The organism is Erwinia sp. AC075 (assembly GCF_979253995.1).
The window spans coordinates 1,689,335-1,712,778 of sequence record NZ_CEEDEU010000001.1 but is presented as its reverse complement, the minus strand read 5'-3'; the positions used below and the strand labels follow the sequence as shown (position 1 = coordinate 1,712,778).

General features: G+C 57.8%; 21 protein-coding genes. 11 read left to right on the top strand and 10 right to left on the bottom strand.

The genetic code is table 11. The annotated features are described in order from the left end of the window. The first annotated feature begins 353 nt into the window (after window positions 1-353). Window positions 354-1,031 (top strand): gamma-glutamylcyclotransferase, encoded by a 678-nt coding sequence (locus AC0IXH_RS08010; RefSeq protein WP_013201857.1) that lies wholly within the window; start codon window positions 354-356, stop codon window positions 1,029-1,031. 10 nt (window positions 1,032-1,041) lie between these two features. Here the strand turns inward: AC0IXH_RS08010 and AC0IXH_RS08005 are convergent, their stop codons facing one another. From AC0IXH_RS08005 to AC0IXH_RS07965, 9 genes are all read right to left on the bottom strand, one after another. Beyond that, entirely contained in the window at window positions 1,042-2,487 is a 1,446-nt protein-coding gene (locus AC0IXH_RS08005) for a serine/threonine protein kinase (RefSeq protein WP_471720297.1), read from the bottom strand. Between the two features lie 15 nt (window positions 2,488-2,502). After that, window positions 2,503-3,453 (bottom strand): hypothetical protein, encoded by a 951-nt coding sequence (locus AC0IXH_RS08000; protein WP_013201859.1) that lies wholly within the window; start codon window positions 3,451-3,453, stop codon window positions 2,503-2,505. 14 nt (window positions 3,454-3,467) lie between these two features. Next, entirely contained in the window at window positions 3,468-4,244 is a 777-nt protein-coding gene (locus AC0IXH_RS07995; RefSeq protein ID WP_134823983.1) for a PP2C family protein-serine/threonine phosphatase, read from the bottom strand. Continuing rightward, on the bottom strand, window positions 4,241-5,407 hold the full coding sequence (gene tagH, locus AC0IXH_RS07990) for a type VI secretion system-associated FHA domain protein TagH (protein ID WP_471720296.1): 1,167 nt from the start codon (window positions 5,405-5,407) through the stop codon (window positions 4,241-4,243). The genes AC0IXH_RS07995 and tagH overlap by 4 nt, the downstream gene beginning before the upstream one ends. A gap of 38 nt (window positions 5,408-5,445) precedes the next feature. Then, complete coding sequence (tagF, locus tag AC0IXH_RS07985) at window positions 5,446-6,144, bottom strand: type VI secretion system-associated protein TagF (protein WP_346567985.1); 699 nt, start codon at window positions 6,142-6,144, stop codon at window positions 5,446-5,448. Between the two features lie 14 nt (window positions 6,145-6,158). Then, a complete protein-coding gene (gene tssM, locus AC0IXH_RS07980; RefSeq protein ID WP_471720295.1) occupies window positions 6,159-8,282 on the bottom strand; it encodes a type VI secretion system membrane subunit TssM in 2,124 nt (707 codons plus the stop codon). After that, window positions 8,282-9,508: a type IVB secretion system protein IcmH/DotU gene (icmH, locus tag AC0IXH_RS07975; RefSeq protein ID WP_013201864.1), complete on the bottom strand. Its 1,227-nt coding sequence runs from the start codon at window positions 9,506-9,508 to the stop codon at window positions 8,282-8,284. Before icmH ends, tssM begins: the two co-directional genes overlap by 1 nt. 99 nt (window positions 9,509-9,607) lie before the next feature. Next, window positions 9,608-10,120, bottom strand: a complete 513-nt coding sequence (locus AC0IXH_RS07970; protein WP_013201865.1) for an SH3 domain-containing protein — start codon at window positions 10,118-10,120, stop codon at window positions 9,608-9,610. A gap of 763 nt (window positions 10,121-10,883) precedes the next feature. Then, window positions 10,884-11,678, bottom strand: coding sequence for a DeoR/GlpR family DNA-binding transcription regulator (locus tag AC0IXH_RS07965; RefSeq protein ID WP_346594766.1), 795 nt, complete (start codon window positions 11,676-11,678; stop codon window positions 10,884-10,886). Between the two features lie 373 nt (window positions 11,679-12,051). Here AC0IXH_RS07965 and AC0IXH_RS07960 point away from each other — a divergent pair, with 373 nt between their 5' ends. The 9 genes from AC0IXH_RS07960 (at window position 12,052) to AC0IXH_RS07920 (ending at window position 21,237) form a co-directional block, all read left to right on the top strand. After that, window positions 12,052-12,858, top strand: a complete 807-nt coding sequence (locus AC0IXH_RS07960) for a transketolase (RefSeq protein WP_041692280.1) — start codon at window positions 12,052-12,054, stop codon at window positions 12,856-12,858. Further along, window positions 12,858-13,775 (top strand): transketolase family protein, encoded by a 918-nt coding sequence (locus AC0IXH_RS07955; protein WP_013201868.1) that lies wholly within the window; start codon window positions 12,858-12,860, stop codon window positions 13,773-13,775. The genes AC0IXH_RS07960 and AC0IXH_RS07955 overlap by 1 nt, the downstream gene beginning before the upstream one ends. A 10-nt stretch (window positions 13,776-13,785) precedes the next feature. Then, window positions 13,786-14,583, top strand: coding sequence for a GolD/DthD family dehydrogenase (locus tag AC0IXH_RS07950; protein ID WP_053143520.1), 798 nt, complete (start codon window positions 13,786-13,788; stop codon window positions 14,581-14,583). 78 nt (window positions 14,584-14,661) lie between these two features. Next, complete coding sequence (locus tag AC0IXH_RS07945; RefSeq protein WP_041691990.1) at window positions 14,662-15,597, top strand: D-ribose ABC transporter substrate-binding protein; 936 nt, start codon at window positions 14,662-14,664, stop codon at window positions 15,595-15,597. Window positions 15,598-15,652: 55 nt separating this feature from the next. Further along, window positions 15,653-16,270, top strand: coding sequence for a DUF2291 family protein (locus AC0IXH_RS07940; RefSeq protein ID WP_471720294.1), 618 nt, complete (start codon window positions 15,653-15,655; stop codon window positions 16,268-16,270). Window positions 16,271-16,273: 3 nt separating this feature from the next. After that, a complete protein-coding gene (locus tag AC0IXH_RS07935) occupies window positions 16,274-17,824 on the top strand; it encodes a sugar ABC transporter ATP-binding protein (RefSeq protein ID WP_471720293.1) in 1,551 nt (516 codons plus the stop codon). Between the two features lie 30 nt (window positions 17,825-17,854). Next, the gene (locus AC0IXH_RS07930) at window positions 17,855-18,922 is read left to right on the top strand and encodes an ABC transporter permease (protein WP_013201873.1); all 1,068 of its coding nucleotides are present in this window, start codon (window positions 17,855-17,857) and stop codon (window positions 18,920-18,922) included. Continuing rightward, complete coding sequence (locus tag AC0IXH_RS07925) at window positions 18,915-20,450, top strand: FGGY family carbohydrate kinase (protein ID WP_471720292.1); 1,536 nt, start codon at window positions 18,915-18,917, stop codon at window positions 20,448-20,450. The genes AC0IXH_RS07930 and AC0IXH_RS07925 overlap by 8 nt, the downstream gene beginning before the upstream one ends. Next, window positions 20,440-21,237, top strand: coding sequence for a glucose 1-dehydrogenase (locus AC0IXH_RS07920; RefSeq protein WP_053143516.1), 798 nt, complete (start codon window positions 20,440-20,442; stop codon window positions 21,235-21,237). Before AC0IXH_RS07925 ends, AC0IXH_RS07920 begins: the two co-directional genes overlap by 11 nt. A gap of 9 nt (window positions 21,238-21,246) precedes the next feature. Here the strand turns inward: AC0IXH_RS07920 and AC0IXH_RS07915 are convergent, their stop codons facing one another. Next, a complete protein-coding gene (locus AC0IXH_RS07915; RefSeq protein ID WP_346567976.1) occupies window positions 21,247-21,795 on the bottom strand; it encodes a YbhB/YbcL family Raf kinase inhibitor-like protein in 549 nt (182 codons plus the stop codon). A 212-nt stretch (window positions 21,796-22,007) separates the two neighbouring features. On the opposite strand from AC0IXH_RS07915, the gene AC0IXH_RS07910 reads away from it, so the two are divergent. Then, window positions 22,008-23,438 (top strand): YchO/YchP family invasin, encoded by a 1,431-nt coding sequence (locus tag AC0IXH_RS07910; RefSeq protein ID WP_013201877.1) that lies wholly within the window; start codon window positions 22,008-22,010, stop codon window positions 23,436-23,438. The last annotated feature ends 6 nt before the right edge of the window (window positions 23,439-23,444 follow it).

Here is a 23,444-nt window from a genome sequence, read left to right as displayed (position 1 = left end):
TATTTGGCTTTATGCGGATTTTTGCTGAGTAAACAGGGCGTAAAGCAGATTTTTTGCTTAAGAGCGGTGAAAGGCGTGACTTTAGAGGCGGCCAGCAATGCGCTGTTCCAGGCAGCAGCAAAAGAGGCGGATAAAGCCCTCTGTTCGCCACATTGCTGCTGAAGTTTATTCTTATAATGCCGATGATGAAGTTAAGTGAAATTTTTTCTTTTGTGACGCGGTTCAAACTTGATTGCGCGTGATGAATGACATAGGGTCATTGATAGCGTTGAAACCATGAGTTTCATAATAATTCAATTTCAGGGACGGTAAAACGCAGTGGCAGGGAGTGAGCAGTGGCGGGCGGAGGGGTTATGTTAACAAGAGATTTCCTGTTAAAAGCGGATTGTAAGACAGCTTTTGGTGCTATTGAGGAATCGTTGTTATGGACCTGTGAGCAACGGGCAGCCTCATTAGCCGCTACGCTGGCCTGTCGTCCCAATCATAGCCCGGTGTGGATTTTTGGATACGGCTCGCTGATGTGGAACCCGATCTTCGAATCGGATGAAATTGCCGAAGGCACGCTGGAAGGCTGGCATCGGGCATTCTGCCTGCGCTTAACCGCCGGGCGCGGCACGGCGACCCAGCCGGGACGCATGCTGGCGTTGAAAGAGGGCGGTGAAACCACCGGGCTGGCCTATCGTTTGCCCGAAGAGAAGCTGCATGAAGAGCTGGAGCTGCTGTGGAAGCGCGAAATGGTCACCGGCTGCTATCTGCCGACCTGGTGCGATTTGAAGCTGGCAGACGGCCGCACGGTGACCGCAATGGCGTTCGTGATGGACCCACGCCATGCGCTGTATGAAGCCGATTCCTGCCCGAAAACCATTGCGCCGCTGATTGCACAAGCCAGCGGTCCATTGGGCACCAACGCGCAGTATCTTTACTCCCTTGAACAGGAGTTAAAGAAGCGGGGCTTGTATGACGACTGTCTGACTGACCTGGTTCAGCGCGTGCGCGAGCTGCAGGAGTGCCACAACAATATGGTGGGGTGATCCCCACCGTTTACACGCCCGGGTTAATTAGCCAGGTACCCGCTTTATTGATATCCAACTGCTGGCTGTGTACCGCCGTGCCGGAATGGACTTCGATTTTATAGCTTCCCGCCGCCAGATTTAGCGAGGCATAGCCGTTGTTATTGGGCTTAACGTCCATCGGCGTGCCGTTCAGCAACACGGTTTCGCCGGCGGTCAGCTTCAGATAGACCGTTGCCAGCATCGGGCCGGTGTTCTGCGCTGCTACCGGTGGCGCAGCACTGGCGACCGGTGCCGTGGCATCTGCCGTCGCCGCCGCGGCCGGATGCTCGACGGTTTTATCGCCTCCCCGGTTCAGCATCACCACCAGACCCACCACCGCAACCAGTGCCACCGCGCTCAACACCGCCAGCGGTTTGGACAGCTTACGGCTGCTGCGCGGGCTGACAATCTCTGCGGAGCCCGCCGTCGGGTTAACGGCAATCATCACCGGCTCAGGAAGCGGCTCCGGCTCGACTGACTGCTCGGGAGCCGGTTCGGAGATTTGCGTCACCGCCGTCACCAGCTGCTCAACCGTGCTGACCGGCAGCTCGATCAGCGCCGCCAGCGCGTCGATAGACTGAGGACGATCCTGCGGTTTCATCGCCAGCGACTGGTCGATGGCGTTTAACAGGGATAGCGAGAAGCCTTCCGGTCGCAGCTGGGTCAACGGCTGATAGCGATCTTCGATACAGCGCACCACGCTGACCGGCGGAGGATTGCCGGTCACCAGCGTATGCAGCACCGCACCCAGCGCGTAAATATCGGTCCACGGACCCTGTTCGCTGTCGCTCTCTTCGCTGTACTGCTCGATCGGCGCATAGCCAGGCTTGAGCATAATTTCGGTTTCATCGGAGAGATTGCCGATTTCTTTGCGCGCCGAGCCGAAGTCGAGCAGCACCGGCAGCTGGTTATCCTGAATCTGGATATTGTCGAGGGAGATATCCCGATGCAGATAGCCACCGCGATGAATGGTATCAATGGCGCCGAATAACGGCGGCAGCAGCTGGCGGATCCAGCCATCGGTCACGCTTTCCGGGCTGCCTTGCTGCCACTCTTTCAGCGTCATTCCGCTGTAGTAGAGCGTGCCCATATAGGCGGTGCCGTTCTCTTCCCAGAAGCGCAGCACGTGCAGCAAGCCAGGATGATTAAAGCGGGCGAGCAGGCGGGCTTCCTGAATAAAGCTGTTCAAGCCGGCGTTAAATAACTTCTGATAGCGTTCACCGCGCAGCACGATGGTCAGATCGTCCCCGCGCGAGGCCAGCGAAATCGGCAGATACTCTTTGATCGCAATGGTGCGCTCAAGCAGATGATCCCAGGCACGATAAACGATCCCGAAGCCGCCACCGCCAATCACTTCCTTGATCTCAAACTCATTAAAACGGTGCCCGGCCGGAAGCGCATTGGGGACTGTTTTGGTTTTCTCGTTCGCCGACATAGTATCCATCCGGAGTTAGTTAACGGTGCGCCAGGCGCCAATAGCCGGATCGGCCAGGTCTGCATGCAGGTCATCAACCAGCAGCACGGTAATCTTCGCTTGCGGATCCATCACTTTCGCCCAGGCCTTGCGCAGTGCATCAACCCGGGTTTTCAGCTGTTCGGGATCGGTCGCCTGGGTTTTGTCCATTTTAACCAGCATCACGCCATCAAACGACCAGACGTGCTGCGTGGCGTTAAATGGCAGCAGCAACCAACTGTCAGGCGCGTCGGCTTTGGCGGCCACCAGGCGCTGATTGTTGGCTGCGACAATATCCAGCGCCCCGGAGGCAGGGTGAATATTTTTCAGCGGGTAGCCTTCGTAGAACTGCACCGGCACCGGCTCGGATTTCCCGTTGCTGGAAAGGGTCAGTTCGCTTGGGCCTTCCAGCCAGCCTTCGGTTGAACAGGTCAGCCGCTTGCTGTCGGGGATAAACAGCGACTGGCCTTTGTCGTCCCACCAGGTGCGGAAATGACAGCCGGCAGGCAGATCGAAATGCTGCAACGGTGCGCTGTTGGCCGGCTGTGACAGATCCAGCGGTGAGGCATTGCTGGCGGTCGCGGCGGCGGTGGCATCGGCGATGACGATCGGGCGCCAGCTCTGCTCTTTCGAGGCGGTACCGGTGGCCAGAACCGATCCGGCATCGTTGGTCATCTGCCACGGCAGCTCGACCAGCTTGCCACACTGATTTTGCAACAGGTTGCCCACGCGCGGCAGGAAGGTGGTCAGCACGCTGGACTCTTTGCTTTTGCCGGAGACGATACGCAAATGAATGTTATCCTGGCACCAGTCCTGCGGCGCGTTACTCTCCACGTTATCAATAAACACTTCCAGCGCCAGGCTGGGAGAGTAAACCACGCGGTAATCATCAGCCTGTGCGGCAGTTGCTATCAACAGTGTGGCAGTAGCTGGCAACCAGAATTTCATAGCGATCCTTGGTGTTAATCACGCGGCGGTAAAAAACGAGCCGAATCCGCCATCGATTGTAATAGGGTGGTTTCCTGTGGCGAGCCTACCCAAACGGCCACAGCACTCAAATTGTCTTTTTTTTCACTGCGATTAATGGCTTTTTGCATCAGTGCCAGCCACTCTTCCGGCGAGTTGACCATCCGCAGCGCCTGCTCCATTTCCTGCGGCGACAGGCTGCACCAGAAGCCGTCGGTACAGACCAGAAAGGCATCGCCATCTTCCAGCTGGATCACATCGCTGTAGCTGACCGGAAGCGTGCCATCCGCGCCGAGCGCATTATAAAGTAAATTACTGTTAATACCGGAATTATCAACACCGGCCTCTTTCATTTGCTGGGCCAGACTGTGGTCACGGGTCACCGTATTGATGAAGCCACGACGGAAGTGATAAACACGGCTGTCACCAGCGTGGGCCCACCATGCGCGTTGTTGCACGCGGTCAATAAACAGCGCGGCAAGGGTGGTGCTCATGCGCTTAAAATTCAGATTATTCCTCTGCGCCTGGCGGATCGCCTGGTCGGCTTTGGTGACCCATTTTTCGGTATCAGCCGGATTTATCGGCCGGTCATCGGCAAATTCGGTCAGTAACGAATCACGGGCCAGCCGGGCGGCGATCTCACCACCCTCGGTGCCCGCCACACCATCGCAGACTAAAAAACAGGCAGAATGCGCGCCGGTGTACTCACCCGTTTCATCCTGATTGCTCTCTCTTGCGCCAATTTCTGAGGTCGAGGCAGTGTTAATCTTCATTCATCTTCCGGTCGGATTTGTGAGTCTTTGTACTGATTCACTTCCATGTCATAGGCCTGCAGGAATGCATCGCCAAACAGGGTATGGAAATCGTCTTCAATTTCGCCTGAGGTGTTCTGATAATGACGTTGATAGGCTTGCCACATCGCGGCTTTTTTGCTGCCCGGCAGACCAAATTTTGGCAAGACGCCATCACGTTTCGCGTTATCTTCCAGCCGCTGAGGATTAAATGACTGCAGCATGGCGGCGATAATCGCGCGGATACCGGCAATCATCCCCAGCTGATGCGCCTGCAGATCGACCAGCGCATCGCGCACCGCCTGCTCTGGCGGCATAAAGCCCGGCATCTGGCTCTGATAAATCTGCATCAGCACGGTTTTACCCGACGGCAGGATCTTGAACGGGTTATTGGCTTCATTGAGGATCATGGTCATTTCGGCCTTCACGCCGCGCTTGAGGATCGAGCGCGAAGAGAGCAGGGCAACCGTTCCCTGCGAAAACAGGCTCAGCATTCTGCCGGTCATCCGCAGCTGATCTTCGGTCAGCGCCGGTTTACCCGCACCGTGCTCCAGACCCATGCCTTCCATCAGCGCCGCCAGCAGCCGTTCGGCGTTGCTGTCGCTGGCCGGGCGTTCGCTGTAAGGCGCGTCATGACCAATCGGTTCGATTCCCAGCCTGGCATCATTCTGGCGGGCGGTGCGCGCCGCGAGCTGCTCCGGCGTCTGCGCATCGCTGGAGTGGATAACGATCGGCTCTTCTTCATGCAGGATCCCCAACGGATCGGCCGGCAGCGAGTGATCCTCGCCAAACAGGGCCAGCGGGTCGACATCGCTGAACGGCGTTTCGCTGGCCCGTGCCGGATCGCTGACCTGGATCTGATAGTCGCCAATGCTCAGCAAATCGCCATGTTGCAGCGCAATCTGGCTGCCGCGTGCCAGCGGCGCCTGGTTATGCAACACCGCAATCACACTGCCGTGACTGGTCAGCCGGCAGTCGCCGCTGCTGGCCACGTGCACCACCGCCTGCAGGCGAGAAATAGCACGTTCGTCATCGGGAAGGACCAGATCGTTATCCACGCTGCGGCCAATGGTGCCGCCGGGGGCGACAAAGTCACAGGCGGTGACGGGCGCCTCGGTTCTGCTCTCAACAATGGTAAATCGCATGCGCTTTTCCTGAAGCCAGGGCCAGAGGCCAAATAACTCTATTCAAACATCGGAGGATAGAGTCCATGTCGACCCGGTTGCGCCACGGCGGCCGGATCGAATAATTGTGAAAAAAGCTGTGCGGTGAGGTTGCCGCTGTGTTTATGGCTGACCAGAGGATAGCCGTCGCTCTGATTGGTCCACCAGTAGCTGGTGTACTGGCCGGGATTAAAACGCTGGGAGACTTCATGCCAGGCCAGCGTACAGGGAAGATCCTGGTAGCCAATCACGTCCATAATGTCCGATCTGCCGGTGTCAGGAAGCGACAGGGGCGGCAGGGAAAGTAATGCCTGGCTGAGTGCGTCAGGGGTGACGTTCGTTGACACCGCACGGTGCAAAGTCAGGCCGAGGTGGCTAAACCAGTCGCCCGACACCGCCAGCTGCGCCGGATGCCAGAGGCTGACCGGCACGCTTTGTACCGCCAGCAGCGGCCACGCGCGACCCACTCTGTCACGTGAGGCCAGCAGGCAGCCAATCTGCACCCGCTGCACGCCCAGCGTGGCGGGCAGGGCGAAATTCCATACCGGCGCCCGGCTGAACAGCTCGGCGTTGCGCTCACTGTGGTGATGCCAGTGCGATAAACCGAGCTGGAACCAGTTTGACCAGCTGTTGACCATCGCCTCAGGCAACCTGCGCTGAAGAAAATCACCGGTGGAAGGCAGCTTGCCGTACCATCCCAACTCTGTATTTTCTGCCATAGTGCTGACCTTATTCAGTGAACGTTCGCTGCCACACGTTCAGCCGCAGGAATAATTACCGTGCCTGTTTCGGGCTGTCGTCCTGCATTTTCCAAATCCAGCGCTAACTTTCTCATCATCAGCGTATTGTCCCGGATAAAGGGAGAACTCTGGATCTGCCGGTCCAGCAGCTGGCTCAGGTGCCAGTCCAGCTGCTGAAGCTGGCGGGTCGTGACGTTCGCCGGCAGGGTGCGCTGAAGATTCTGCATCACCCAGCCGCGTAAGAATTCGCCGTCATAGCTGCGTGGCTGATACAGCATCTGATACGCGCGCAACGCATTCCGGCTGAATTCACTGTCATCGCCTTTATCCTGCCGCAGGGTCTGGGTGATGTTTTGCGCCACGCGCGGCAGCAGCAGAGATTTCAACGCGTTCTGATAAAAGCCCCAGGCCGCATCGCTCACCTGGCCACCGCGATATAATCCACCGCGCATGCTGAGCGGGGGCGCTTCAACCGAGAAACTCTCACTTTGCGGCAACGCCACCAGGCTGTTTAAGAAGGGTAGCAGATCCAGGATATCCCCGGAGTTATTGGCTGCCAGCCGTTTCGCCTGCTGGTCGACCGCGATCATCCGGCTTTCCACCTGGTGCAGATACTGCTGATTTTTATAATAGCTGGTGGTCCAGAGCATGGTGGCAATCATCAGCGCCAGTGCCAGCGAGGCATAGCCGGCCCAGTGCAGCAGCCGGTTGCGGTGCTCCCAGGAGCGATCGCTGCCTGCCAGCCCGCTTTCGGCAAAAATCATGTCATCCATCAGCGAGCGGATAAAATAACTCTGGCCTTTGTTAGCGGGGATTGGCGCATGGCGGTTAACCGAATCCCAGCTGGCGATGGAGTGGCCTGACGCCTGCGGCAGCTGCAGCTTTCTGTTCAACTCACCCATAATGCGGTCAAACGGCAGCCCTTCCTGGGTGCCACTGGTAAAGAACACGCCGCGCACGGACCACGGCATCTCGCCATTTTCCGGTGAGAAGACAATATCGAGGTATTCCGCCAGCAGTGGCCGTAAAGAAGCAAACTCCTGCGGGAACAGGAAGCACTCGGCCCGCAGCGTCAGGTCACTTTCCCGCGCCATATTGCCGGCCAGATCGTCCTGCAGCTGTTGGGTCAGCAGGCGGAACTGGCGGTCGAACAGCTGGTTGATGGCCGATTCGCTCTGGCGGTTATTTTCCCACGGGAAGCTGAAGCCCCAGATGCGATCGCGCTGCGCTTTATCCAGCGACGCGAAATAGCTCATAAAGCCTTTCAGCAGATCCGTTTTAGTCACCATCACATACACCGGGAAGTGGATACCGGTTTGCTGGTGCAGTTCGGACATACGCTGGCGCAGCGCCGTCGCCTGATTAAAGCGCGCTTCCGCCGAGTCGCTAAGCAGGTCGGCGACGCTGACGGTCATGATCACCCCGTTGATCGGCTGACGCGTGCGGTAGCGTTTCAGCAGGGTGATAAAGGTCTGCCACTCGCTGGCATCCTTCGCGCGCTGGCTTTCCTGCAGGGTATAACGCCCGGCGGTATCCAGCAGCACCGCGTCTTCGGTAAACCACCAGTCGCAATGACGGGTGCCGCCAACGCCGCGCAGCGCGGTTTTACCAAAGCTGTCGCTGAGCGGGAATTCAAGACCCGAATTCACCAGCGCCGTGGTTTTACCCGCGCCAGGCGCGCCGACAATCATGTACCAGGGCAGCTGGTACAAATACTGGGAATTAACGCGCTGCAGCCAGCCGCGCGGCTTTTTCTTGCGATCCCGCCCGCTAAACTGGGTTTTCTTCAGCCGCATGGCCGCTTCACTGAAGCGGGTGCTGAGCAACTCTTCGGTCATCGCCCGGTCGGCATAATCGACGTTGTCATTGTGCTGCAGGTTATTCAGCAAGCGCGAGTTAAACCAGGCGCGATACAGCTGGGGGATCAGCTGGAAGATAATCCACAGGAAGAAGCACAGGCAAATGGCCAGCTGGCGATTAATGACCGGCTCCAGCCAGTGGTGGCTGCCGATTAACAGCTGAGGGCCAAGCATCCAGATCACCGCCGACAGCGCGCTGATGCCGAAAAAGCCCCACAGCAGGCGGCTAAAAATCAGGGAATAAAGGCGAGAAGACATCAGGATTTCCCCGCGGGTTTGCTGCTGCTTTGAACTTCAGGCGCCGGGAAAAGCAGGATTTCCACCCGGCGGTTTTGCGCCCGGTTTTCCTGGCTGTCGTTCGGCAGCAGTGGGTTGCTGTCACCGCGGCCTTCACCGCGGATCATATGGCCAGGTTGGATCATCAGCTGCTGCAATAGCGAGGTCAGCGTATGGGCCTGGGCCAGCGAATATTCATAATTAGACGGGAAGCGGGCGGTGCGCTGCGGTTGGTTATCGGTATAGACGCTGACCTGCAGCGTGCCTTTGATGTTGTCCATGGCGGCGGCGACGCGCACCATGATCGCCCGGCCCGCAGGGGTTAAATCACTGCCGCCGCGGTTAAACAGCTTGTCGGCCGCAATAATCACCTTGCTGCCATTGGCGCCGTCGGCAACATCCAGCGTGCGGTCAACAATCAGATCGTCCAGCCGCGTGCGCAAATCCAGCATCGCCTGCGTCGAGTTTGAGCGTCTGACCGGTTCGGCCTTGGGCAGCGGCGTTTGCCAGATGGCACGCAGCAGCGGCTCCGCCGAATTCCCCAGACGCCAGTTAAGGCCGGAATAAATCAGGCAGGCCACAAAGGCGGTCAGCATCACGCATGCCCACAACGGCACCGGCGGTCGCCAGAAGGTGTTCTGGCTGGCGGGCGATAACGGCTGGGGTTCGACCAGCGGTTGCTGCTGCACGCGGGTATCGCTTATCAACTGGGCCAGGCGGGTGCGCAACGCATCACGCTGCAGCTTACCCTGGTCGATGCCACGGTAACGGCCTTCATAGCCCAGCAGCAGACAGTAGTGGATCACCTCAAGCAGCGGCAGATGCAATTTGGGATTTTGCGAGACGCGGGAAAGCAGCTGGAAGACTTTTTCGCCACCCCAACTTTCATTATGGAAGGTGACCAGCAGACCGTTGCCCGACCAGACGCCGCGCGTGCCCCACGGGGTTTGCGCCGCGGCTTCGTCCAGCACGCTGCACAGGCAGTAGCGGGCACCAATGATCATGTCAAAAGGCAGGCCGGCTTGTTTACATCGGGTTTCAAACAGGCGGATCTCATCGACCAGTTGCTGACGCAGGCCGGCAGGGTCGTCATGCGTGGCTGCCAGGCGGATCTGCACAATTGCATTCAGCAACGGTGCCGCTGCGGCCAGCAACGGGTTTTCTGGGCTGACGTAAGGAAGCGCGTCAGCGGGGTATTCCGGGGTCATCAGGCTTTTACTGTCTCGGCTGTGTGGCGCCAGCAAGGCGGGCGCTTTGGGTCGTCGGATCGAAGAGTGATTTCTGGCCGTCCGTGGCGCAGAACGCGATTATTCCAGGATCCAGGTGGCCGTCGCGTTGTTGCGGCAGGCTTTACTTTGGCCACCCACATCGACGCACACTTTTTTGGCGTTTTTACGTGGGCGGGGACGATCGCTTTTGATCGTGGCGTCATACAGGTCGGTTTTCACGCCGGCTTTGAACGGCACGTAACCAATCAGCTGTTCCTGATCGGGATCGGCGATAGCCAGCCAGTGATTTTCCACTTCACCCAGTACGGTGAAAGGTTTGCCATTTTCAAGATAGCGGACGTTCTTGCCGCTGAAATCCGGGCTGGTCATCACCGACGCATTATACAGCGCGCGGTAGGTCTCATTGACGGGGGTAAACGACGTCGGTGCCTGCACCGCGTGACGGTGGGTGAACTTCACGCCATCCACTTCGCTGGTTACGATGGTGTCATCCGTTATCGGCGGAGGAGGAGCCTTGCATCCGGACAGGGACAGCACTGCCAACAGGGTAAACGCGATGCTTATTTTCACATTGGTCCTCATGCATTTCATCAGTGAGTCTTATAGTCCACAGGCAAAACCCCACAATCATTGTCATCGTCCGCTCAGGTAAACTGTCGGTAACAAGAAAAAAAGAGTCAGGTTTACAGAAAGATAAATTCGTTGTCAGTTTACCTGACGCTTTTGAGAATGGGAACAATTGCAGGCCGCCACTTTACATGTTATCAGCGGTCTGAGAGGTGACAATCTTTGCCTGAAAGGTGACAAGAAGTCAATTTGATTAGGATCGATAAACTGTCGCCAGACCGCATGAATAGCGGCGCTCAGAGCGGGCATCATCTGTTAACGGCTTCAAGGCTTAACGTATCAATGTGGCTAATGTTTTGCCCAGGCTGATTTTTTTATGCCAACACGCTTTTTTCAGTTAAAAGCCAGCGAGTTTCAGCAGGCGGCTCTGAAGGTGCTTAATCCAATCAGAAGCCGGTTGGCGGCAAGCGGACAGTGCTAAAAAAAGCCGCGCAATCGGGCTGGTCAGGAAATGCACAGCGGGAGTGCGATTTGTGCATCATGGCAGGGCAAAATCGCCGGCGTGATTCGGCAACTGGCGCCAGTTGACCTGACGCTTTCTGGCCTTTATCAGAGGAATCAGAGGGTTGACGATCTGGCACAGGCTTTGCAAAAACAGGGATACACAACAATGCATTTGTTTGACCGTTGACGGTTGCGCGAGTGCTTTGGATAAAGGCGTCCAACTTCGTGCTCACGGCACAGGCAGGACGCCTTTTTTTATCCTGCCGGTTTTACGCCAGTGAGGCTATCCCCGGGCAATCAATACCCTGACGCCCAGCGCTTCAAACGCCTCTGTCGACTCGGCGCTGATGCCGCTGTCGGTGATCAGGTACTGAATATTGCTCCAGTCACAGGGCAGGGCAAACATCGACACCTTGTCGATCTTGCTGGAGTCGGCCACCACATACACCGTGCTGGCCGAGCGGATCATCGCGCTTTTGACTTTGATATCGGTTTCGCTCGGGAAGCTCAGCCCCAGCTTGGGTGAAATGCAGGCGGTCGCCAGAAACAGCTTCTCGGCCAGTACGTTCTCAAAGAAGCTGGCCGCTTTCTCGCCGGAAGTGGAAAGAGTCGGGAACTTAAAGGTGCCGCCGGTCAGCAGAATATTGACGCCGGGCTCACCGCCCAGCATCAGCGCGATATTGACTGCGGTGGTGACCACCGACAGCTTGTTGATGTGCCCCAGATGATGGGCGATAGCGGTGGTGGTGGTACCGGAGTCGAAAATCACCGTATCGCCATTTTCGATATACTCCGCCGCCAGCCGGCCAATGGCATCCTTCTCATCAAGATGGGTTTGCCTCTCCAGCATCAGCGCGCCGGTATTCTGCTTACCGGTCATCAGCGTGGCACCGCCATGATAACGCTGGACATGTCCCTCTTTCTGCAACACGCGGAGATCGGTACGGATGGTGGCTTCCGTCAGGCCAAAGGCCTCCGTCAGCATCTTCACCGTCACCGTGCCGTCTTCCCGGATCATCTCAAGGATTTTTTCCCGCCGTTGCTGCATGTCGGCTAATTGTTCGCTTTTGCTTTTCAACCGAAACTCTCCCTTCACCTGCTGAACGGGCGAAAACCCGCGCCAAACGGCCATTAGCGCAAATATTACCTCTGCATTCGATTGAATGCGAGTCTGGTATTTTTCCCTTTTCGTTTTCGTTCGAAAGTCTATGCACGGCAACAGCCTTGATTTTAAACATATTTTTAGCATTTTTGTCCTTACTCTTATTCTGAATAATGGGGATTAAACTGGTAGATCAAGGACTTAATCTTTCGACCGGCTTTTGTTTGAAATTTGATCCACCCCACAATATGCTTAGAAACGATAGCGTATATTTTTATTCGAAAACGAATGAGCCGCAGGACTGCCACTTCGCTATCCGGTCAGCGGCGTTACAGACGAAGAGGTAATGATGGACTTTCAGGCAATCAAACAGACAGCGCGTCAGGCCCGACGTTATGTCCTGCAAATGAATCATCGGGCGGGAAAAGGGCATACCGGCGCCGACCTCTCAGAGGTAGACATCATCTGTACGCTGTTTATGGGGGTGATGGATCGCGGTGCTGAGCGTCCCGATCAGGATCGTTTTATTTTATCGAAAGGCCACGGCGCAGGCGGGCTGTATTGCAGCGCGGCGGCGATGGGGCTGATTGACCCGGCGATCCTCGACCAGTTTATGGGCGACGACACGCTGCTGGCAGGCCATCCGGTCAGGCAAAAGCTGCCGGATCTGGTCGAGATTAACTCCGGCGGCCTCGGGCACGGCTTGCCGATCGGCGTCGGCCTGGCGCTGGGCAACAAGCTGTCCGGCATGGGCCATCGTCGGGCGTTTGTGCTGCTGGGCGACGGTGAACTGGCGGAAGGCTCGAACTGGGAAGCGGCGATGTCCGCCAGCAAATTCAAGCTCGATAACCTGGTGGCCATTGTGGACCGCAACCGCCTGCAGCTGGCGGGCAAAACCGAAGACATCATGCCGCTGGAACCGCTGGCAGATAAATGGCTGGCGTTCGGTTTCGAGGTGCTGGAGTGCGACGGTCACGATCCTGAAGCCATTGCCAATGCGGTGAATCAGCCGTCGACCGGCAAACCCCGGGTGATCCTCGCCAATACCGAGAAAGGCCACGGCATCTCCTTTATGGCGAACGTCCCGGCCTGGCACCACTCGGTCCCTAATGATGAGCAGCTGGCCCTTGGGCTGGCAGAGCTGGAGGAAGACTAATGCAAGACTTACGCGACGCGATCATCGCCACGCTGGTGGATGAACAACAGAACGGGGCGAACCTCAGCGTGATGGTTGCTGACTCCACCTCAACCTCCAAAATTGCGCCATTTGAAAAGGCCTTTCCCGATCGGGTGATTAACGTCGGCATCGCCGAGCAGAACATGGTCGGCATGGCGGCGGGAATGGCCCTGAGCGGCCGCACGGTGTTTACCGCCAACGCCGCACCGTTCCTTTTTGCCCGCTCTAATGAGCAGGTCAAAAACGATATTTGCTACACCGAAACCAACGTCAAAATGCTTGGCCTGAACGCCGGCTTCGCCTACGGGCCGCTGGGTGCCACTCACCACTGTACCAATGACATTGCCATTGCCCGCACCTTCGGCAACCTGCAGGTGTTTGCCCCGGCCGATGCCGTGCAGGCCAGCGCCATTGCACGTTACGCCATTCAGCACACCGGTCCGGTCTATATCCGTATGGACAGTGACAAAGTGCCGGTGCTGCATGGCGACGATTACCAGTTCGTTCCCGGCAAGCCGGAAGTGCTGCAGGAAGGCAAAGAGACGGTGGTGTTCTGTATGGGCACGCTGGCCCATGAAGCGCTGGCGGCAAAAGACGACAGCATCACCATCGTTTCCCTGCCTTCGCTGTGGCCGCTGGATGAAGCTGCGGTGGTGAAACTGATCAGCGCGCACCAGCAGGTGATCACCATGGAAGAGCATTCGCTGAGCGGCGGTCTGGGCAGCATTATCGGTGAAATTCTGCATAAGCATGCGCTGCGCCAGCGGTTTACCCCGTTGGGGATCCCGGCTTACGAATTTACCCACAGCAGCAGTCGCGCTGCACTGCGCAGCCAGTTCCGCATTGATGCGGAAGGTTTGCGCACCACCTTACAACACGTTGTCGCCGCCGCCTGAGGACCCACTGATGAGCAATGAATATGATGTCAATCTGCGCTATGGCGTGGATACCAACATGGATCTGACCGGCAAGGTCGCGGTGGTCACCGGCGGGCTGGGCGGCATCGCCATGGCCAGCAATAAAATGCTGCTGGAAAAAGGCGCCAGCCTGGCGCTGCTTTACCCGGCATTTGAACAGAGCAAAGTGAGCGACGTGGCCAGCCAGTTTGACGCCAGCCGCGTGCAGTTTGTGCAGTGCGATGTGACTGACCCGGCCTCAGTGGAACAGGCCATCTCAGACGTGGATGCGCATTACGGCCATATCGACATTCTGGTCAACTGCGCCGGTTATGTGATGCTGCAGCCGGTGCTGGAAACCGCGTTTGACGAGTGGCAAAAGCAGGTCGCCGTTAACCTGACCGGGCCGTTCCTCTGCTCGCAGGCGGTGGCAAAACGCATGGTGAAAGCCGGCAAGGGCGGAAAAATTATTAATATCGCCTCGCAGGCCGCCTCCATCGCCATCGATAACCATGTGGCTTACACCTCAGCCAAAGCCGGATTACTGGGCATGACCAAGGTGATGGCAAAGGAGTTTGCGCCACACAAAATTAACGTGAATACCCTCTCTCCGACCGTGGTGCTGACACCAATGGGCGAAAAAGCCTGGCGGGGAGAAAAAGGTGAGGCAATGAAGCAATTAATCCCGATGGGACGCTTCGCCTACACCGACGAGATTGCCGCCGCCGTGCTGTTCTTTGCCAGCAACGGTAGCGACATGATTACCGGCGCCGATCTGATGATCGATGGCGGCTTTACCATTTGGTAGTACTTCGCCCAGACCAGAGAAGCGAGTCCGAACGCAATACCCTACACGCTGACCCTACAATAATGAGAGAACATCACTATGAACATGCGTTTAACTGTATTAGCCGTTGCCACCGCCTGCACTTTTTCCCATGCGGCGCTGGCAGCCGATAAAGGCACCATTATGATAATGGTGAACTCGCTGGATAACCCTTATTACGCCTCAGAAGCGAAAGGGGCCAATATGAAGGCGCAGGAGTTAGGCTATAAAACGTCGGTCCTGTCTCACGGCGAAGATGTGAAGAAACAAAGCGAGCTGATCGATGCCGCGATCGGTAAAAAAGTGCAGGGCATTATCCTCGATAACGCCGACTCCACCGCCAGCGTCGCCGCCATTCAGAAAGCCAAGGATGCCGGCATTCCGGTGGTGCTGATTAACCGCGAAATTCCGGTCGACAACGTCGCGCTGGAGCAGATTACCCACAACAACTTCCAGGCCGGCTCTGACGTCGCCAACGTCTTCGTCGAGAAAATGGGTGAAAAGGGCAGCTATGCCGAACTGACCTGTAACCTCGCCGACAATAACTGCGTGACCCGCTCCAAATCCTTCCACCAGGTTCTCGACCAGTACACCGACATGAAAAGCGTCGCCCGCCAGGATGCGAAAGGCACCCTGATCGACGGCAAGCGCATCATGGACAGTATTCTGCAGGCGCATCCGGACGTGAAAGGGGTGATCTGTGGTAATGGCCCGGTGGCGTTGGGGGCGATTGCCGCGCTGAAAGCCGCAGGCCGTAACGATGTGATCGTGGTCGGTATTGATGGCAGCAATGATGAACGTGACGCGGTGAAAGCCGGCACGCTGAAAGCCACCGTGATGCTGCAGGCTCAGGCCATCGCTGCGCAGGGTGTGACCGATCTCGATAACTTTATCCAGAAAGGCACCAAGCCTGAGAAACAGCGTGTGATGTTCCGCGGCATTCTGATCAACCCGGACAATGCCTCGAAGGTTCAGGACTTCAATTACAAATCCTGAGTCGTGGTTGTGGTGATACTGCTGCGCCCCTTACGGGGCGCAAAGGAGAGAATTTATGTCCAGGCGAGTCTGGCTGGCAGTCGCGGCGTTAACCCTTGGCGGTTGCCGCATTGTGTCGCAACAGGAATTAGCCGACCTGAAAAACCCACCCAATCCGGCCATGGCGAACGTCACCAATACCTATCAGCAGAAGATCGTGCCGCAGGTGCTAAACGATGCCAAACCGCTGGGCGAGGTAATGAAAGATCTGGCCGCGGCGAAGGACATCGACAGCGCCTGTAAGCAGTTTGGCTACCGTAGCCAGGAAGAGAATCCGTGCGTCTTCACCGTGAAGATTAACGGCACGGTGTCGGCGGTGAATACCACCTCACGCAGCGGCAAGATGACGATAAAAGACGTCAGCGGCCAGGACGTGGTGGTGCAGATTGGCCCGATAATTCGTGGCACCGCCCTGCGCGATGTCTACAAAGGTTCCAGCTATCAGGACTTCAACGATCAGGTGCTGTTTGGGGATTACGGCCGGGCGATCAACACCCTGGCCTCGAATGAAGTGAAAAAACTTCAGCCGAAAGTGGGCGATCGGGTGGAAGTCGATGGCGTGTTCAGCAGCTGGGACGTGCCGCAATCCGCACCGGATATCACTCCGGCCCGCGTTGTCCGTCAACAGGAGTAAATCATGGCGCGCACTGAAGCGGATGTCCTGACGCCGGCCAGCCAGCAGTCGGACGTGATTATCGAAACCCGCAATGTTTCCCGCATTTATCCGGGCGTCACCGCGCTGGATTCGGTGGACTATCGCGTGTATCGCAACAAGGTCAACGTGCTGATTGGCGAAAACGGCGCGGGCAAATCCACCATGATGAAAATGCTGGCGGGCGTGGAAGTGCCGTCCTCCGGGCAGATCCTGCTGGATGGCGAGCCGGTGACCTTACACACCACGCAGCAGGCCGAGAAACACGGTATCAGCATCATTTTTCAGGAGCTGAACCTGTTCCCGAATATGAACGTGATGGACAACATTTTTATCGGCAACGAATTCTTCCAGCGCGGGGTGATCAACGAGAAATACCAGTACCAGCTGGCGAAGGCGCTGCTGGAAAGGCTGGAGCTGGATGTCGATCCCTATGCGCCGTTGAACGAACTGGGCATTGGTCATCAGCAGCTGGTCGAGATCGCCCGGGCGCTGTCGAAAGACACCCGCGTGCTGATCATGGACGAGCCGACCTCCGCCCTCAGCCAGTCGGAAGTGAAGGTGCTGTTTAACGTCATTGAGGCGCTGAAGCGCCGTGGCGTCACCATCATCTATATCTCGCACCGGCTGGAAGAGCTGATGGAAATTGGCGATCACATCACCATTTTCCGCGACGGCCGTTTTATCAGCGAGCGTGAAGTCCGCGATGCCAGCGTGCCGTGGATCATCGAGCAGATGGTCGGCGACAAGAAAAAGCACTTTGATTATCAGGCCGCCGAGCAGGGCGACGCGGTACTCAACGTCAATGGCTTAACCGCGCTGGCGCAGAACGGCGGCTACAAGCTTAACGACGTCAGCTTCTCGCTGCGCAAAGGCGAAGTGGTCGGCATTTATGGCCTGTTGGGGGCCGGACGTACCGAGCTGTTCAAAGGTCTGATTGGCCTGATGTCCTGCCAGAGCGGCAGCGTCACGCTGAACGGCGAATGCCTCGACAAGCGCAATTTCCAGTACCGCCTGAAGAAGGGCATTGCGCTGGTGCCGGAAGATCGTAAAGGCGAAGGTGTGATCGAGCTGATGTCGATCAAAACCAATATGACCCTGAGCGATCTGAGCCTGAAAGGCTTTCGCCGCGCGCTGAACCTGCTGCATCCGCAGAAAGAAGCGCAGCGGGTCAACGAGATGATTGAACGGCTGGCGATCAAGGTCAGCGATGTCGAACTGCCGATCACCTCGCTTAGCGGCGGCAATCAGCAAAAGGTGGTGCTAGGCAAAGCGTTGATGACCGGCCCGGAAGTGGTACTGCTGGACGAGCCGACGCGCGGCATTGATGTCGGCGCCAAAACTGACGTTTATCACCTGATTGGGTCAATGGCCCGGCAGGGACTGGCAGTGATGTTTTCCTCCTCAGAGCTGGATGAGGTCATGGCGTTGGCCGACCGGATCCTGGTGATGGCCGATGGAAAAATCACCGCCGATTTACCCCGGGCTGAAGCCACCCGCGAGCGGCTTATCACGGCGTCCACTCCACATGATTAGCGTGCCCCCCGGGCGTTGAGGAACAAGACCATGAACCAGAAATATTTGCTCTATATGTATCTGCTGAAGGCCCGTACGTTTATCGCGTTGCTGATCGTCATTGGCTTTTTCAGCGTGATGGTGCCGAACTTTTTGACTCCGTCTAACCTGCTGATCATGACCCAGCACGTGGCGATCACCGGCCTGCTGGCGATCGGCATGACGCTGGTGATCCTCACCGGCGGTATCGACCTGTCGGTCGGCGCGGTGGCCGGGATTTGCGGCATGGTGGCCGGTGCGCTGCTGACCAACGGCCTGCCGCTGTGGGGCGGACAAACGCTGTTCCTGAACGTGCCGGAAGTGATCCTGGTGGTCACCCTGTTCGGCATCGTGGTTGGGCTGATCAATGGCGCGGTGATCACCCGGCTCGGTGTGGCACCGTTTATCTGTACGCTGGGCATGATGTATGTCGCGCGCGGTGCCGCGCTGTTATGGAACGATGGCAGCACCTACGCCAACCTGGTGGGCTTGCCGCAGCTGGGCAATACCGGCTTTGCCATTCTTGGCTCGGGCAGCATTTTGGGCGTCTATATCCCGATCTGGATGATGGTTGGCCTGCTGCTGGTCGGCCTGTATATCACCCGTAAAACGCCGTTGGGTCGCTATATCTACGCCAGCGGCGGTAACGAGTCGGCGGCCCGGCTGGCCGGTGTGCCGATCATCAAAGTGAAAGTGTTTGTTTACGCCTTCTCGGGGATGTGTGCGGCGCTGGTGGGGCTGATTGTCGCCTCGCAGCTGCAAACGGCGCACCCGATGACCGGTAACATGTTTGAGATGGACGCTATCGGGGCCACGGTACTGGGTGGAACCGCACTGGCGGGCGGTCGCGGTCGCGTGTCGGGCTCAATTATCGGCGCGTTCGTGATCGTCTTCCTCGCCGATGGCATGGTGATGATGGGCGTCAGCGACTTCTGGCAGATGGTGATCAAAGGCCTGGTGATTGTCACCGCGGTGGTTATCGACCAGTTCCAGCAACGGCTGCAAAGCAAAGTGGTGCTGATGCGTCGTCACGAAAAAAAGCAGGCGGCCGCGCCGCTCTCTGAGGTCAGTCATGGCTAGAGAGCTGATCATTGCGCTGGATGAAGGCACCAGCAATGTTAAAGCGGTCGCCATTGATGCCCGTGGACAGGTAGTGACCAAAGCCTCGCGCCCGCTGACGGTGGACACGCCACGGTCAGGTTGGGTGGAGCAGGACGGCATGATGCTGCTGAACGCCTCGCTGACCGTGGTCAGCGAGGTTATCCACAGCGTTGGCGAAAATCGTGTCGCGGCACTGGCAATCAGTAACCAACGTGAAACGGCGATGGGCTGGGAGCGGGCGACCGGGAAACCGATCGCGCCGGCAATAACCTGGCAGTGTTCCCGCTCTTCACCATTTTGCGAGCAGCTCAGAGGCGATCATCAGGACGCGTTGATCCGCTCGGTGACCGGCCTGCCGATTGCGCCGCTGTTTTCCGCCTCAAAAATGCGCTGGCTGCTGGATAACACCGCAGATGGCGCGGAAAGGGCGGCTAACGGTGAGCTCTGCCTCGGCACTATCGATGCCTGGCTGCTGTGGCATTTTACCGGTGGCAAGCAGTTCCGCTGCGATACCTCCAACGCGGCACGCACCCAGCTACTGAATCTGCAAACCGGCGAGTGGGATGAGGCGATGCTGGCGCTGTTTGGCCTGCCGCGCGTGGCCTTACCCGAAATTCATCCGTCCAGCGGACTGTTTGGCACCACCCGTGGCCTGCGCGGAATTCCCGATGGTCTGCCGATTATGGCGATGGTCGGCGATTCCCATGCCGCGCTCTATGGGCACGGGCTGGGGCAGGCGGGCGGCGTAAAAGCGACCTACGGCACCGGTTCTTCGGTGATGGCGCCGCTGCTGACGCCGGACACCAGTATTACTCAGCTGGCGACCACCGTCGCCTGGCACGATGGCGAACGTCTGGTGTACGGGCTGGAAGGCAATATTCCGCACACCGGCGACGGCGTGGCCTGGATGGCACAGGCCACCGGGCTGACCGACGGCAAAGGACAGGTCCTCAGCCGGGCGCTGCATGAACTGCCTGCCAGCATCGACTCAACGCTGGGCGCTTATTTCGTGCCGGCGCTGACCGGCACCGGCGCGCCCTGGTGGGACGATCAGGCGCGCGGGGTGATTTGCGGCCTCAGTCGTGGCGTGAAGCCAGCCCATCTGATCCGCGCTTCGCTGGAAGCCATTGCGTACCAGATTGCCGACGTGATCTCCGCCATGCGTCAGCATCCCGGCTTCCATCTTGAGACGCTGATGGTCGACGGCGGCCCGACGCAAAACCCGTGGCTGATGCAGTTTCAGGCCGATCTGCTGGGTTGCCCGGTGGCGCGCAGCAGTACGCCAGAACTGTCGGCGCTGGGCGCGGGACTACTGGCAAGGCGCGCACTGGAACAGCTTAACGACAGCCAGCTGATCGCGCTGTTACCTGAACACGATTGCTGGCTGCCTGACGCCGCCCGCCATCAGCAACTTAACACCAGTTGGCAAGGCTGGCGTGAGGCGGTACAGCGCACGCTCTGGCAGCCTGCTGGCCAAACCCATCAAGGAGAACAGCATGAAGCGTAATTTTGCGGGCAAAACCGTGGTGATCACCGGCGCCTGTCGGGGAATTGGGGCGGGCATCGCCGAGCGTTTCGCCAGCGACGGCGCCCGTCTGGTGATGGTTTCAAACGCTGAGCGGGTGTTCGAAACCGCCGAAAAGATTAAGGCGGCGCACGGCAGTGAGATCCTCGCGTTGCAGGTGGACGTCACCGATGAACAGCAGGTGCAGCATCTGTATCAGGAAGCGGCATCCCGCTTTGGCACCATCGACGTCTCGATTCAGAACGCGGGGGTGATCACCATCGATACCTTCGACAAAATGCCGAAGTCTGACTTTGATAAGATTCTGGCGGTGAACACTACCGGCGTCTGGCTGTGCTGCCGTGAAGCGGCAAAATATATGGTCAAACAGCAGTCGGGCAGCCTGATCAACACCTCGTCAGGCCAGGGACGTCAGGGGTTTATCTACACGCCGCACTATGCCGCCAGTAAAATGGGCGTGATTGGCATTACCCAGAGCCTGTCGCAGGAGCTGGCACCGTGGAACATCACCGTCAATGCCTTCTGTCCGGGCATTATCGAAAGCGAGATGTGGGATTATAACGATCGGGTGTGGGGCGAAATTCTCAGCACCGAACAGAAAACCTACGGCAAGGGCGAGCTGATGGCGGAGTGGGTGCAAAATATTCCGTTGAAGCGGGCAGGGCAGCCGCAGGATGTCGCCGGGCTGGTGGCCTTTTTAGCGTCCGATGATGCGCGATACATCACCGGACAGACCATCAACGTCGACGGCGGATTAATCATGTCCTGAGGACATCGGTTACTCGTTGCCAAACCGCCCAATCAATCCGGCCGCACCTAAGGTGTGGCCTTTTAATTTGCTGAGCAATTCCTCACGGGTTAAGCCCTGTCCCAGCGCGTTGGCGGGTAAATCCGTGGCGATCAGCGTGAAGTTATAGTGGTGCTGTCCGCTGCCTGCCGGCGGGCAAGGGCCGTAATAGCGCAGGGTGCCTGGGCTGTTTTTGCCGCCGGTATAGCCTTTGCCGTCAGTCAACTCTCCTCTGGCAAAGCTGGTGCGCTGGAAGGGAATGTTGTAGGCCACCATATGATTGACGCCCAGTCCTTTTGCGCCGACCGGATCCACCAGCGTCAGGGCAAAGCTTTTGGTGCCCGGCGGCGGATTGTTCCAGCTCAGGGCCGGCGAGATGCCTTCGCCGGTGCAGCTGGCATTCCCTTTGGCATTGCCGGCAAAGGTTTTGGCCATCACATCATTGTCATTAAAGTCGGGCGAATTGAGGGTGAAAACGGGCGCGGCGCTGGCCGCAGTCGCACAAGCCAGCAAAGAGAAACAGAGCAAAATTCTTTTCATCAGTCACATCCTGTTGGTAAATGCCTGGTCAAAGCCTGGACGATCCTCCTTATGTTCGCCAGTTAACTGGATGATTTGGATAGAATCCGATCAACCAGGAGCCATCTGACTCGCGCTCCTCCGCGTATTACGTTACCCTTTGATTAGATTTGTGATCTGTCTTACGTTTTTCACGTTTAAAAACTGCATTGCCGCAGGCAATCATTGAGGTTATGACAAAATTTCACCCGATCCGCTCACTTTGCGCTGTGCTGGTGCTGGTTCTGGCCGGCGGTGCTGACCATGATGCGCAGGCGCTGACCACGGATACCCGTGTCGCCGATGCGCCGTTTGACGATCCCGCCCGTTTTAGCCAGTCGCTGCCGGACTTAGGCAGCACCGCATCTGATGACAGCGCGTTAGAGAAACGCGTCGCCCAGGCGATGAAAACCATTGGCGAAGCCAGTATGAGCAGTGATGACGATCAGTCACTGGGCAGCGAGGCGGGCCAGTGGGCATTCAATCACTTCCGGGACGAGGCCGCCAAACGGGCCGAGACCGAAGGGCAGCAGCTGCTCTCACCTTACGGTCGCGCCAGTATGTCGCTGATGGTGGATATGAAGGGCGACTTTTCCGGCACTTCTGCGCAATTAGTGACGCCCTGGGCGGACAACTATCGCTATCTCACCTTCAGCCAGCTCGGCGTCGAACAGACCGATTACGGTCTGGTGGGCAATGCCGGCGTGGGGCAGCGTTGGGTGGCCGGTCACTGGCGGGTCGGATACAACGCCTTTGTCGATCAGATGTTTGAATCCAATCAGCAGCGCGGATCGCTGGGCGCGGAAGCCTGGGGCGACTATCTGCGCTTCTCCGCCAACTATTATCAGCCGCTGTCCGGCTGGCGTGATCAAAACAGCCTGACCGAGATGCGTATGGCGCGCGGTTATGACATCACGTCGCAGGGCTATCTGCCGTTTTACCGCCAGCTGGGCGTCTCGTTAAGCTATGAGCAATATCTTGGTGACAACGTGGATTTGTTTAACAGCGGCACCCAGGGCAGCAATCCGTCGGCGATTGAGCTGGGCGTCAGCTATACCCCGGTGCCGCTGTTTACCGTCACCGCCAGCCATAAAACCGCAGATACCGGCGAAACCCAGGATCAGTTCGGTCTGAAGATGAATTATCAGATTGGCGTCGCGCTTAGCAAGCAGCTGTCGGCGGATAACGTGGCGGCAGCCCGTTCGCTGAGCGGCAGCCGCTATGACACGGTGAACCGGAATAACTCACCGGTGATGGAGTTCCGTCAAAGTAAGACGCTGTCGGTGTTCCTCGCCACGCCGCCGTGGCAGGTTCAGCCGGGCGAAACGCTGCCGCTGAAGCTGCAAATTCGTCATGCCAATGCGATCAAGGCCATCAGCTGGCAGGGTGATACCCAGGCGCTGAGCCTGACGCCGCCCGCCAGCAATACCGATCCGCAGGGCTGGAGCATCATTATTCCGGCCTGGGACAGTTCAGAAGGGGCGAGCAATGAGTATCGTCTTTCGGTCACGCTGGAGGACAGCAAGCAGCAGCGCGTCACCTCTAACTGGATCACCCTGAAGCTGGTTGCACCGGTCACTCTGCAGGGGGATCAGCAAAACCCGTATGATTTGATGGCACCCTGAGCCGCA